The sequence below is a fragment of the Streptomyces sp. NPDC005017 genome (genome assembly GCF_042873115.1).
Lineage (GTDB): Bacteria > Actinomycetota > Actinomycetes > Streptomycetales > Streptomycetaceae > Streptomyces.
Window position 1 is genome coordinate 157,893 of sequence record NZ_JBIALD010000017.1, and the last position, 12,349, is coordinate 170,241.

Genomic DNA, 12,349 nt, shown 5'->3' on the forward strand with positions numbered 1-12,349 from the left:
CGGTGGCCGCTCGGCGTCAGGCGGGCTCCTCTCCGGCGGCGCGTTGCAGGCCGGCGAGCTTGTCCGGGTTGACCTGGAAGCGCAGACGCCGGATGTGGCCGTCGACGATGTCGTAGGTCAGGGCGCCGATCGGGGTGTCGCCGAGGGTGACGATCAGGCCGAGTTCGCCGTTGAGCGTCGTCGGAGCGGTGCGGGCGCCGGCGGAGCTGGGCTTGGCCATCGCGCCCAGCAGCCAGCGGGCCACGTGGTCGGGGCCGTACAGGGGGCGGCGGGCGGCGGTGACCTTGCCTCCGCCGTCGTTCCACAACGTGACGTCGGGGGCGAGGAGCTCCATCAGGGCGTTGAGGTCGCCGCCGTTCGCCGCGGCGAGGAACTTCTCCGTGACCCGCTCGCGTACGGCCGCGTCGGAGTCGCCGTGGGGGCGGCGGGACTGCACGTGGTTGCGGGCGCGGTGCGCGATCTGACGTACCGTCGGCTCGGGGCGGTCGATGAAACCGGCGATCTCGGCGTGCGAGTACCCGAAGACCTCGCGCAGGACGAAGACCGCGCGTTCGGCCGGGCTCAGCGTCTCCAGCACGACGAGCATGGCGGTCGAGACGGTGTCGGCCATCTCGGCCTCCTGGGCGGCGTTGGGAACGGTGAGCAGGGGTTCGGGGAGCCAGGGGCCGACGTAGGTCTCGCGGGTCGCCCGCGCGGAGGTGAGCCGGTTCAGGGACAGGTTGGTGACGGTGCGCACCAGGTAGGCCTTGGGGTGCCGGACGGTGTCCCGGTCGACGGCGTGCCACTTCAGCCAGGTGTCCTGGAGCACGTCCTCGGCGTCGGTGACGGTACCCAGCATCTGGTACGCGGTGCCGAACAGCAGGCGGCGGTGTTCGATGAAGGGGTCGGTCGCGGGGCCGGACGCGGGATCCGTCGGCCGGGTGGTGGCACGGGCGCCCGGCCGTGAGGCGCTCTCGGCCGGGCGGGGTTCGTTGTCCATGATCCACATCGTTCTCGGTGGCGGGTGGGGGACGCAAGGGTGTTCGGGTGTTGTCGGCGCTCGGACGGTGCTCGCGCTGTGGGTGCTTCCGGCGGCTCGAGCGGTGCCGCGCGGGAGGTCGCCCGCCAGGGGGTGGGCCGATGCCGTGCCGCCGCAGGGCCCCGGACTCAGCCGTTGGCGCGCGTGGCCCGGCCGCCCTTCGACAGGGTCACCACGACGTTCACCCGGCGGCTCAGCTTCATGAACGGCACCGGGCTGCCGCTCACGCTCTCCTTGTACATGACCGCCGCGCGCCCCTTCAGGTACCAGCGCCTCGGGGTGTCGTCGGCGTGGGTGAACTGGATGACGGCGTCCCCGCGGCCGAGGCTGACCGGCTGGTGGAAGTAGCCGAACCGGAACGGCTTCACCGTCCTGCCGCGCAGTCGGCGGGTGATGGCGTCGGCCACGTACGCGGCGGTGGGCAGGCCGCTCTGGCAGGTGCCGTGGATCTGACCCCATGCCTGCCGCACCGCGGCCGCGTCGCCGATGGCGTAGATCTCCGGGTGGGAGACCGAACGCAGTGTCGCGTCGGTGACGATCAGGCCGCGCTCGTCGGTGGCGATGCCGGCCTCGGCGGCCAGCGGCGACACGCGCACCCCCGCCGTCCAGAGCGTGAGGCCGGACCGCAGGTGCTCACCGCCGCTCAGCCGGACCGCGTCGGGCAGCACCTTCGTCACCCGCTCGCCGGTCCTGCGGACGACGCCGAGCCGGTCCAGTGCGCGGGTGAGGTGCGCCCTGGCCCGCTCCCCCATCATCGCGCCGGGTTCGGTGGAGCTGATCAGGGTGACGGTCACACCCGGGTGGCTCTCGGCGATCTCGGTGGCCGCCTCGATGCCGGTGAGCCCGCCGCCGGCCACGGTGACCGTGCCGCCGGCCGCGGCCAGCTCGGTCAGACGCCCCGCGAAGCGGTGCGCGGCCCGTGGGTCGTTCAGCGTCCAGGCGTGCTCGGCGACGCCCGGCACCCGGGTGGTGTCGGTGGCGCTGCCGAGCGCGTAGACGAGCGTGTCGTAGCGCAGCACCGCACCGTCGTCGAGAGTCACCTGCCGCTCCTCGGGGTCGATCGACGCGGCCGCGGCGCGGCGGAACTCCACGCCGGTACCGGCGAGCACCTCGGGAATGCGGTGATCGGCCAGCGTCCGGCCCGCGGCGATCTGGTGCATGCGCAGCCGCTCGGTGAACCGCTCCGACGGGTTGACCAGTGTGATCCGCACCTTCCGTCCACGGGTGCGGTGGGCCAGCCGGGCGGTGGCCAGCATGCCGGTGTACCCGGCGCCGAGGACGACGATCTCGTGGCGTGCGATGGCGTTCATGGCGTGCTCCAGCGGTTGGGGTGGATGCGGTGTCGCCCATGGGACAGACCGGGGCACCGATCCGTGACAGCCCTGGATGTGACAACGGTCACACTCCGGAACCGGGCCTGACGCTCATGCCCCGGCTCCCCCGGCCGGCCCCGTTAGGCTGCCCCCGGCACGCGAGGGACGGGAGGCAGCCGTGGCCGGGACGACGTTGGCCGAGGTGATGACCGAGCTGGCCGGGCTCGAGGATCCGAAGGCCCGGGCGGTGAACGAGCGCCACGGCGACGATCACGGCGTGAACCTCGGCAAGCTGCGCGCGCTCGCCAAGCGGCTCAGGACCCAGCAGGAGCTCGCGCGGCAGCTCTGGGCCACGGGCGACACCGCGGCGCGGCTGCTGGCGCTGCTGGTCTGCCGCCCGAAGGCGTTCGACCGGGACGAGCTGGACGCCATGCTGCGCGAGGCCCGCACCCCCAAGGTGCACGACTGGCTCGTGAACTACGCGGTCAAGAAGAACCCACACGCCGAGGAACTGCGGCAGGCCTGGTTCACCGACCCCGATCCGGTGGTCGCGAGCGCCGGCTGGGCACTGACCACCGAACGCGTGGCGAAGAAACCCGAGGGCCTCGACCTCCCCGGGCTGCTCGACGTCGTCGAGTCGGAGATGAAGGACGCACCGGATCGTCTGCAGTGGGCTATGAACCACTGCCTGGCCCAGATCGGGATCGAGCACCCCGAGCACCGCGCCCGCGCGCTGGAGATCGGTGAGCGCCTGGAGGTGCTCAAGGACTACCCGACGCCCCCGGGCTGCACGTCGCCGTTCGCGCCGGTGTGGATCGACGAGATGGTGCGGCGGCGGGAATCCGTGTGAGTGACGGCCACGGGGACCGGGCTCAAGGGGTGGCCGGCGGGCCGGGAGACACCGACCGGGTGCGGCGGGCGTTCGTCCACGAAGCGGTCGTCCTCATGGCGGCGGACGGTGATGTGCGTGCCCCGGGAGCCGCGATCACCGTCGCGCTGTGCGGGCACTGGGGGCACGAGCCGCCCTGCCCCCTCGCGCCCCACCACACCTCCGCGCGGCGCCACGGCGGCGAGGTCCGGCTGCGGGTGCTCTTCGCCGCCGCCCCCGCCGCCGAGGCCGAGGTCCGCCGCCGGATCGAGGCGGCCCTGTCGCGGGGGCACCTCGACGGCCCGGACGGCACGACCACGCGCTGGGAGCTTCACGACGCACGGCCCGGCCTGCTCGGCGAGGACGAGGCCGGGCACGCCCGGCGGCTGCTGTCGACCTGAGCCGCCCGGACGCCCCGGCCGGACACGTGTGCGCCTGAATTACCGTCAGGAACCGCTATGCGTACGGACGTTGCCCCGTCCACCCAGAGCGCAGTTGTTCAGCAGCGTCGTCGCGTCCGCTCCCGCGGGCAGGGCGATCGTGCCGGACGCCGGGGGACGGTGGCCCTTCCTGAGCCAGTCCTCAAGTGCCGTGAACGCCGTGCGGTGGCACGGTACGAGGGGGCGGAGGCGGTCCGGGAACATGTCGGTGAGTGCGTCGGCGTGGGTGCCGCCCTCGACGCGGTAGTAGCGGTGCAGCGGGGCGCGGCCGGCGTCACGGACCATGCGGGCGTAGACGTCTGAGTCCCGGGTGATCGGGAGCAGGACGTCCAGGGTTCCGTGGATGGTGATCAGCGGCCTGGCGATGCGGCCGGTCAGGGCGATCTTCCGGACGGCCTGGCGGACCTCGGCGGGGCGGGACGCGTAGTCGTAGTCGGCGTCGCAGGCCGGTGTGCCGCTCGTGCAGTACGGGGTTCCGGCCTCGGTCGCCCCGTCGAAGCCGGGGTCGAGTTCCTCGCGGTAGATGCGCTGGGTCAGGTCCCAGTAGACCTTGTGGTGGTACGGCCACAGGAACTCCGACCCGGCCGGGTAGCCCGCCGTGTGCAGGGCGTCCCGCGCCGGGCCTGCGTCCTCGCCGCCGGCGGCGTAGGCCGGGTAGGCGCGCAGCGCGGGCGGCAGGAAGTCCAGGAGGGTGGGGCCGTCGGCGCGCCAGAGGGTGCCTTCCCAGTCGACTCCCCCGTCGTAGAGCTCGGGGTGGTTCTCCAGCTGCCAGCGCACCAGGTATCCGCCGTTGGACATCCCCGTCACCAGGGTGCGCGCGGGCGGGCGGTGGTAGTGCCGGGCGACCGTGGCGCGGGCGGCGCGGGTCAGCTGGGTGAGGCGGTCGTTCCACTCCGCGATCGCGTCGCCCGGTGCCTCGCCGTCACGGTGGAAGGCGAGGCCGGTGTTGCCCTTGTCGGTGGCGGCGTAGGCGTAGCCGCGGGCGAGCACCCAGTCGGCGATGGCCCGGTCGTTGGCGTACTGCTCGCGGTTGCCGGGGGTGCCGGCCACCACCAGGCCGCCGTTCCAGCGGTCGGGCAGCCGGATGACGAACTGGGCGTCGTGCTGCCAGCCGTGGTTGGTGTTGGTGGTGGAGGTGTCGGGGAAGTAGCCGTCGATCTGGACGCCCGGGACCCCGCTGGGGACGGCGAGGTCCTTCGGTGTCAGGCCCGCCCAGTCGGCCGGGTCGGTGTGTCCCGAGGCGACCGTACCCGCGGTGGTCAACTCGTCCAGGCAGGACGCCTGTTGGCGCTCGGCGCCCGGCACGCGCGGCTGTGTCCGGGACGCGCAGTGAGGTGCCGCGCCGGTGGCTTCCGCGGTGCTCCCCGGCGCGGCCGCGGCCGGCACCGGGCTGAGCACGAGGGCGGCCAGGGCGAGAACCGTCGGTATCCCCCGTCGCCGGGAGCGAGAAGGGGAGTCGGGTGTGGGACGACGCATCTGTGTGCCTCCGGAGTCGCATGCTGGGATGCGCGGGAGGCTATGGCGCGCACGTGGCCCACCCTATGGGTGCGGGCACCATCGTCCGGTCTCTGTCAGTGGTCGCCGACACCACCGTGCTGCTGTCGCCTGCGACTTGACGCACTGCAGTGGCGCCGTACACCCGGTCCCCTACCCCGTCGGTCTCCGGCCCGGCCATGGATGCCCGTCACACAGACCCCGGCTCAACCCTGGCTGCCCCGCCCATGCCGCCCTCACCGCGACGCCCAGATGATGCACGCCACACCGATCCCGGGAGATCCGGCGTCGACGAGCCGCAGAGCACGAGCCAAGTCATCACCCAGCCATCACCCCCTCATCGCATCAGGAGGCAGTCGTCATGGGACAGTCGCACCCTCCGCACCGGTTCACCAGGAGCCGCGGAGTCCTCGAGCGCTTCCGCCGCCGGCTCGTCGTCGGGGCCGGGGCACTGGCTCTGACCGGTGGCCTGGTCGCCGCCGGGCCGCCCGCGCACGCCGCCGGACTGACCCAGGTCACCGGCTTCGGCACCAACCCCGGCAACCTGTCGATGTACACCTACGCACCCGACGCCCTGCCGTCCGGCGCCCCGCTCGTGGTCGCCCTGCACGGCTGCACCCAGAGCGCGAGCGACTACCACGCGAACTCCGGCTGGCCGAAGTTCGCCGACCGCTACGGCTTCGCCCTGGTCTTCCCCCAGACGAGCGGTGCCAACAACGCCAACTCCTGCTTCAACTGGTTCGAGCCGGGCGACAGCAGGCGGGGCCAGGGCGAGGCGCTGTCGGTCCGGCAGATGGTCGACAAGGCAGTGTCGCTGTACGGCGGCGACAGCCGGCGTGTGTTCGTCACTGGCCTGTCGGCGGGCGGGGCCATGACCGCCAACCTGCTCGCGGCCTACCCCGACGTCTTCGCCGGCGGCGCCGTCGACTCCGGCATCCCGGCCTCCTGCGCGACCACCATGTCGGCCGCTTACACGTGCATGTACAGCCCACCGGACAGGGCCCCCGCCCAGTGGGGCGACCTGGTGCGCGCCGCCGCCCCCGCGGGCACCGGCGACTGGCCCCGTGTCGCCGTCTGGCACGGCACCGCCGACACCACCGTCCGGCCCGCCAACGCCACCGAACTGCGCGACCAGTGGACCGATGTGTGGGGCATCGGCCAGACGCCCTCCCGCACGGAGAGCTTCGGCTCGGGCACCACACTGTCCGTCTACGACGACCCCTCCGGCCGGCCCGCCGTCCAGGTCTACTCCGTCTCCGGCATGGCACACGGCCTCGCGGTCGACCCGGGCAGCGGCCCCGAGCAGTGCGGTACCGCGGGCACGTACTACCTCGACACCCTCTGCTCCAGCTACCACACCGCCCGGTTCTGGGGCCTGGACGGCGGCGGGCAGAACCCCGGTTCCCTGCCCGCGCCCACGGGGCTGAGGGTCACCGCGACGACCGGCACCACCGCCGCCCTCACCTGGACCGCCGTGCCCGGCGCGGCGTCGTACCACGTCTTCCGCGGCGGCACGAAGACCGGCAGCGCCACCTCGGCCTCGTACACCGACACGGGCCTCGCCACCGGGACGACGTACACCTACACCGTGGCGGCCGTGGACGCGGCGGGTACGGCGGGCGCGGTCTCCTCCGCGGTGACCGCGACCACCACCGGCCACACCCCCACCTGTCACACGGCGAGCAACTACGACCACACGGTCGCCGGACGCGCCTACCAGAGCGGCGGCCACACCTACGCCCAGGGCTCCGGCCAGGCGATGGGTCTGTGGAACACGTTCACCGCCCATACCCTCGAGCAGACCGCGCCTGGTCACTACGTCGTGGCGGACAACGGCTGTCCGGCGTGAGAGACGGTGGGTGACACACCATCAGCCCAGTGGCGGCGTTAATTCGGTGGGGCGTCGGCCCACTTGTGTCCTACGGTTTGCAACAGCTCAGGTGCGCAGGCGACGGATACTTCGAATCCAGATCGAGTGGCCGCAGGTTCGAGTCCTGCCACCGGTTTCGGCCGGTGTAGCTCAGTTGGCAGAGCACTGTGTGCCGTCGCCGATCCGATCTCTGAGCCCATAACTTCACAGCACCTCCCGGTGCGCGGACAGCGGCTCCTTCCTGTAAAGAACACGCCGCTGCCCATTCTGAACTCGGGAGGCACGACGCGGGGGTGCCCGGTGCGCAGGCAGCGGATACTTCTCCTTCCAAGAGAGTGACGCGGGTTCGAATCCCGCCGCCATCCATGGGGTGGTGTCGTCCAGCGGCCCAGGACACTTGTGTGACCGCCGCCGATCCGATCTCGGGCACCCTCGCGTCGTCGTCTCCCTCCTTTTTTGGGGGTTTCCTTTTCATGTCCCGTTTCAACCGCCGCGCGTCCCGCACGGCCGCCCAGTCCCCGGTCACCACGACCGGTGAGCGCACCGCCACCTTCGAGGGCGGGGCCGCCTTCGTGCGCGATGCGCGCAGTGACCTGTTCCTGCTCGCCGTCGTCAACATGGTCGGCCAGGACACCTTCTACGAGAAGGCGGGCGCCCGGGACGACCGTTTCCGCGGCCTCGTACGGCAGCTCGCCGTGGAGGACCCGCGGTGGACGGCCGGTCTGCTCGGCTGGCTGCGCGGCTCGGCGAACATGCGCAGCGCGGCGCTGGTCGGCGCGGCCGAGTTCGTGAAGGCACGCGTCGACGCGGGACTCGACGGTCACTCGCGCCAGGTCGTGGCCTCCGTGCTCCAGCGGCCCGACGAGCCGGGCGAGTTGCTCGGGTACTGGGCCCAGTCGTACGGACGCCGGCTGCCCAAGCCGGTCAAGCGCGGCCTCGCCGACGCCGTGCGGCGCATGTACAACGGCAAGGCGCTGCTGAAGTACGACACCGCCTCGAAGGGCTACCGCTTCGGCGACGTCCTCAACCTCGTGCACGCCGCGCCTGACCCCGACAAGCCGTGGCAGGGCGAGCTGTTCCGCTACGCGCTCGACCGCCGTCACCACCCCGAGACCGCGGTCGCGCCCGCGTCCGACCGGACGCTGACCGCGCACCGGGAGCTGATGGCGCTGCCCGTCGCCGAGCGGCGCGCGGTCGTCACCGGGCCGGACGGCGCGGAGCGGCTGAAGGCCGCCGGTATGACGTGGGAGGCACTGGCCGGATGGCTCCAGGGCCCGATGGACGCCGCCGCGTGGGAGGCGGTCATCCCGTCGATGGGCCTGATGGCCCTGACCCGGAACCTGCGGAACTTCGACGAGGCGGGTGTCTCCGACACCGTGGCCGCCCAGGTCGCGGCGCGGCTGGCCGACCCGGAGGAGGTACGCCGGTCGCGGCAGTTCCCGTACCGGTTCCTGTCCGCTTACCGGGCCACGCCGTCGCTGCGCTGGGGTCACGCCCTGGAGCGGGCGCTGGCCGCGTCCACGGCGAACATCCCTGCCCTGCCCGGCCGTACCCTCGTCCTGGTCGACACCTCGGCGTCCATGACCGGACGGGTGTCGGCACGCAGCGAGATCCGGCACGTGGACGTCGGAGCCCTGTTCGCGGTGGCCCTGGCCGCGCGCGGCTGCGAGGTCGACCTGGTGGGCTTCGCGAACAGCGCCTTCCGGCACCCGCTCGTCCGGGGCGGCTCGGTGCTGCGGCAGGCGGACGAGTTCTGCGCGCGGGTCGGCGAGGTCGGTCACGGCACGGAGACGGTGGCCGCGCTGAAGGGGACGTACGCCGGGCACGACCGGGTGGTGATCGTCTCCGACATGCAGGCCTTCGCCTACCCGGGCCACTCGGTGCGGGGGCTGTCGGTGTCGGAGGCGGTCCCGGCCGGGGTCCCGCTGTTCGGTCTCAACACCTCCGGCTACGGACCGGCCTCGATCGACACCGGCAAGCCGAACCGCTACGAGGTCGGCGGCTTCTCCGACCAGCTGTTCACCCTGGTCGACCTGCTGTCGCGGGGACGTGACACGGGCTGGCCCTGGGAGGACTGACGCCTGCCCGGCCCCTTCCCGCCGTCGTCCGCGGCGGCCGGGAGAACGCCATCGGGCCGCCGTGCCGGGCGGTCTCGCGGGCCTCAGCTTCGGGCTCGTCGCCGCGCGGCTGCTGCCCGGCCTGGACGTGCGGGGCGTCCTCACCGGCCCGGCCGCCTACGCCGTGGTCTGCTCCGGCATCACCGGCTGTCTGCCGCTGATCGAAGCCCCAGGCGGGCGCGGTCACCGCCGCCACGGCGGCCATGGTCATCGGCGAGACGGTCGGCCCGGCGGTCTTCGGCGTCGTCCGGCTCGGCGACACCACCCGGCACGGTCTCGCCCCGGTCGCGGTGACCGGTTTCGCGCTGTCCCTCACGGGCGCCCCGGCACTGGCCCGCTTCGGGGACGCGGAGCAGCCCGCCTCGTAGCCGTCGGCGGCCCGTCCCGTGGCCACCGTGGAGCGGATGTGCCGGGCCGTGCACCGGAGTCTGCGGCCCGGCGGGCCGCGGAGGGCCGACCCGCGCGAACATCACCCGTCCTGCCCGCGCGGCCGCCTCACGCCCCTTTCCGGGTGCCGCACCCCGGGCTCCCACACCGTGCGCCCCACCGGCCCCCGTCGCACGCTGGCTCCATGGCTACCGAACATCCCGTCGCCGTGTACCCGCCCTCCGGGGACGGAGGCCGGCGCGTCCGCATCAACGGCCGCTTCGTCGGTATCGCGTACGGCGTGCTGGACGTCGCCGCCTTCGTCCAGGAGGCCGGACTCCAGGACTGGGACGAGATGGACGTCGTACGGTCCGAGCTCATCGAATGGCGGGGCGGCGGGCCGGAGGACTGGAAGGCCTGACGCACGGGTGCGCCCCCGAGGCGGTACGGCTCAGCCCTGCTCCTGCCCCTCCTCCGGCTTGTGGCCCCAGACCGTGAGCATTCCGGCCGAGAGGGCGGCGCATTCCTCGGAGCCCAGGTAGAGGATGCCCGCGTCGATCGCCGCGTCGTCGACGAGGCCGGTGGCGAGCATCGCCTCTCGGCTCCGCTCCCAGGTGTCCGCCCAGAAACGGCTGAGCGGACCGCCCGGCACCAGCGGCGGCACATGGATCTCGGCGGCGACGGGCCGCAGCCCGGCCCCCCGCAGCAGGTCCGGATAGGCGGGCACCCAGGAGACGTCGGTGCCGATGGAGTCCTTCAGCCCCTGCCACATCGCCCGCATCACCTCGGTGTACGGCGTGGTCGGCGTACGGTCGCTCGTCAGGTCGACCGCGTCGCCGAGCACCAGGACGCCGCCGGGCTCGACCAGCTCCGCCAGCGCCCTGATCAGGCGTTCCCGCTCGGGCAGGTGCATCAGGAGGAAACGCGCGTGGACGAGCCGGAACCGCCCGGAGACGACGGTGCCGGGGGCGGTGACGTCCCCTTCCAGCACGTCGAGCCCGGGTGCGGGCCGCTCGGCGAGGAACCGTACGTCGCGGTCCACGGCCAGCACGCTCTCCACCCCGGCCTCCTCCAGCAGCCGCCGGGAGACCGTGCCCGTGCCGGCTCCCACGTCCAGGCAGCGCCATCCCGGGCCGACTCCCAGCTCCCGGAGCCGCGCCATGGTGATGTCGTCGTAGGCGAGGGCTCCGTAGTCGATGCGCTCGCCCTCGCCCTCCTGGCCGGGGCGGAAGACGGCCTCGCCGTAGCGTCCCCCGTCCGGGGCGTCGCCCTGCGGTGCGGTGGTCATGGCGTCACCGCCACCGGCGTGGCGTCGAGGATGTCACCGGACCCGGGGCACGGGAGCGGCGGGGCGTCGAACGGTTTCATGACCGGACCTCTTCACGCGCTGGAGTGATGCGGGGCCGCCCGTTCCCCGGGCCGCCGGTCCACCGATCCTCCATGGGCCGCCCGCCACCCGGCCGAGGCGCGCCGCGCCTGATCCGATCGGCCCAAGCCCGCCCGCGCCACCGCCTCACGCCCCCACCGGGGCGACCGGAGCACCGGGCGCGGTGCCGCCCGCTCACTCGTTCGGCCCCGCCGAAAAGGGGGGAGGCGTACGGCCGTGGGTTTTCGGAGAATGGCGCACTGACGGCTACTGGGCCCGGGCACCGTGTCGGGTGAGGGCCCGCCGTCGTCGTTCGAAGTCGGGGGTCTCGCCGGTGATGTACTCGGCGGTGACGGGCCGGTTGTACTGGGCGGTGACACCGAGCAGCGCACAGGACCGGGCCACGCTCTCGGGCGAGGGGTCGGCGGCCCGGGCGCGCTCGGCGGCCCAGACGTCGTAGACGCGCCAACGCAGGTAGTGACGGCGCAGGTTGGAGGTGCCGACGGGCCTGCCGCCGCGGCCCGTCAGGCCCTTGGCGGCGAGCAGCGCGGAGAGTTCCTCGGCGCTGGGCTCGGCGCCGTTCTCGTCCCGGTACGCGGCCCAGGCCAGGTAGTAGCGGTCGGCGGCGGTCAGTTCCGTGCCGTCGTCCGACGGGGACCCTGCGGCGGGGGCGTCCGCCTCGGCCGCCGGTTCGGACGGTTCGGCGCTCCCGTTCGTCCCGCCGTCCCCGTCCGGGGTGTCCTCGCCCTGTTCGCGTTCCAGGATGCCCGCGAAGTAGTCGGCGATGTCGTCACCGGTGATGGGCCGGCCGTCGGCGCCCGTGATGCCGTCGCGCTGGTACACGTACGCGGCGAGTTCCTCGGCGTCGGGGGACGTGCCCGTGTCCCGTGCGTAGGCCCGCCACGCTTCGTGGAAGTAGTCGAACCACTCGTCGGTGGGCCCCTGTTCCGCGGGCGCGGGCAGGGGTTCCTCGGCCGGCGCGTACCGTTCCTTGAGGGCTCTGAGCAGCGGCTGCACCTGCTCGTCGGCGAGGGGCGCGCCGGCCGCGGTGGAGATGCCGTAGGTGTCGCGGAGCCAGAAGGCCCATTGCGCGGCGGTCGGTTCGATCTTGAACTGGTCCAGGAAGGCGGTGTAGGCGTCGGCGAACCGTTCGACACCCTCGTCCGTGGTCGCGAGGGCGGGGCGCGGGCGCGCGCTGTCCGGGGCGGCCCCGCGCGAGGGCTGCTGCTCCGGGCCGCCCGCGGCTACGGGCGCGGGCCCTGCGGTGAGCGGCGCGGGACCGCCGGTGAGGGGCGCGGGGCCTCCGGTGAGGGGCGCGGGCAGCGCCGCCGTGCTCTCGGAGGCGGTCTCGTGCCGCTCAGGCGACATGATCCGCTCGGCCGTGTGCCGGACACCGCGGTCGTCGATGCCGGCGGCGGCGAGGCCCGCGGGGGCGGTCTCGGCGAGGGGGACGCCGTAGCGGGCCAGGCGCAGCGGCATCAGGGACTCGACGGGGGC

Annotated in this window: 10 protein-coding genes, 1 tRNA gene and 1 pseudogene; 7 read left to right on the plus strand and 5 right to left on the minus strand. The window is 73.5% G+C overall.

The window, feature by feature from the left end; all coding sequences use genetic code 11:
• Nucleotides 1-16: 16 nt before the first annotated feature.
• The gene (locus ACFYR0_RS25180) at nucleotides 17-979 is read right to left on the minus strand and encodes an RNA polymerase sigma-70 factor (protein WP_389332215.1); all 963 of its coding nucleotides are present in this window, start codon (nucleotides 977-979) and stop codon (nucleotides 17-19) included.
• A gap of 167 nt (nucleotides 980-1,146) precedes the next feature.
• Complete coding sequence (locus ACFYR0_RS25185; RefSeq protein WP_389332218.1) at nucleotides 1,147-2,328, minus strand: NAD(P)/FAD-dependent oxidoreductase; 1,182 nt, start codon at nucleotides 2,326-2,328, stop codon at nucleotides 1,147-1,149.
• 181 nt (nucleotides 2,329-2,509) lie between these two features.
• On the opposite strand from ACFYR0_RS25185, the gene ACFYR0_RS25190 reads away from it, so the two are divergent.
• Nucleotides 2,510-3,181, plus strand: a complete 672-nt coding sequence (locus ACFYR0_RS25190; RefSeq protein ID WP_389332221.1) for a DNA alkylation repair protein — start codon at nucleotides 2,510-2,512, stop codon at nucleotides 3,179-3,181.
• Nucleotides 3,178-3,600: a hypothetical protein gene (locus tag ACFYR0_RS25195; protein ID WP_389332224.1), complete on the plus strand. Its 423-nt coding sequence runs from the start codon at nucleotides 3,178-3,180 to the stop codon at nucleotides 3,598-3,600. The genes ACFYR0_RS25190 and ACFYR0_RS25195 overlap by 4 nt, the downstream gene beginning before the upstream one ends.
• 45 nt (nucleotides 3,601-3,645) lie before the next feature.
• On the opposite strand, the gene ACFYR0_RS25200 is transcribed toward ACFYR0_RS25195, so the two are convergent.
• Nucleotides 3,646-5,115: a tannase/feruloyl esterase family alpha/beta hydrolase gene (locus tag ACFYR0_RS25200; protein WP_389332227.1), complete on the minus strand. Its 1,470-nt coding sequence runs from the start codon at nucleotides 5,113-5,115 to the stop codon at nucleotides 3,646-3,648.
• A gap of 379 nt (nucleotides 5,116-5,494) precedes the next feature.
• On the opposite strand from ACFYR0_RS25200, the gene ACFYR0_RS25205 reads away from it, so the two are divergent.
• The 5 genes from ACFYR0_RS25205 to ACFYR0_RS25225 all read left to right on the plus strand — a co-directional run bounded on the left by ACFYR0_RS25205 (nucleotide 5,495) and on the right by ACFYR0_RS25225 (nucleotide 9,907).
• Nucleotides 5,495-6,982, plus strand: a complete 1,488-nt coding sequence (locus ACFYR0_RS25205) for a PHB depolymerase family esterase (protein ID WP_389332230.1) — start codon at nucleotides 5,495-5,497, stop codon at nucleotides 6,980-6,982.
• Between the two features lie 312 nt (nucleotides 6,983-7,294).
• Nucleotides 7,295-7,369, plus strand: a tRNA-Gly gene (locus ACFYR0_RS25210).
• A gap of 107 nt (nucleotides 7,370-7,476) precedes the next feature.
• Nucleotides 7,477-9,081: a TROVE domain-containing protein gene (locus ACFYR0_RS25215; RefSeq protein WP_389332233.1), complete on the plus strand. Its 1,605-nt coding sequence runs from the start codon at nucleotides 7,477-7,479 to the stop codon at nucleotides 9,079-9,081.
• A 242-nt stretch (nucleotides 9,082-9,323) separates the two neighbouring features.
• A complete protein-coding gene (locus tag ACFYR0_RS25220; RefSeq protein ID WP_389332236.1) occupies nucleotides 9,324-9,488 on the plus strand; it encodes a hypothetical protein in 165 nt (54 codons plus the stop codon).
• A gap of 203 nt (nucleotides 9,489-9,691) precedes the next feature.
• The gene (locus tag ACFYR0_RS25225) at nucleotides 9,692-9,907 is read left to right on the plus strand and encodes a hypothetical protein (RefSeq protein ID WP_389332240.1); all 216 of its coding nucleotides are present in this window, start codon (nucleotides 9,692-9,694) and stop codon (nucleotides 9,905-9,907) included.
• A 30-nt stretch (nucleotides 9,908-9,937) separates the two neighbouring features.
• On the opposite strand, the gene ACFYR0_RS25230 is transcribed toward ACFYR0_RS25225, so the two are convergent.
• The gene (locus ACFYR0_RS25230) at nucleotides 9,938-10,774 is read right to left on the minus strand and encodes a class I SAM-dependent methyltransferase (protein ID WP_389332243.1); all 837 of its coding nucleotides are present in this window, start codon (nucleotides 10,772-10,774) and stop codon (nucleotides 9,938-9,940) included.
• A gap of 345 nt (nucleotides 10,775-11,119) precedes the next feature.
• Nucleotides 11,120-12,349 (minus strand): annotated as a pseudogene (locus tag ACFYR0_RS25235) (hypothetical protein); the annotation flags it as partial.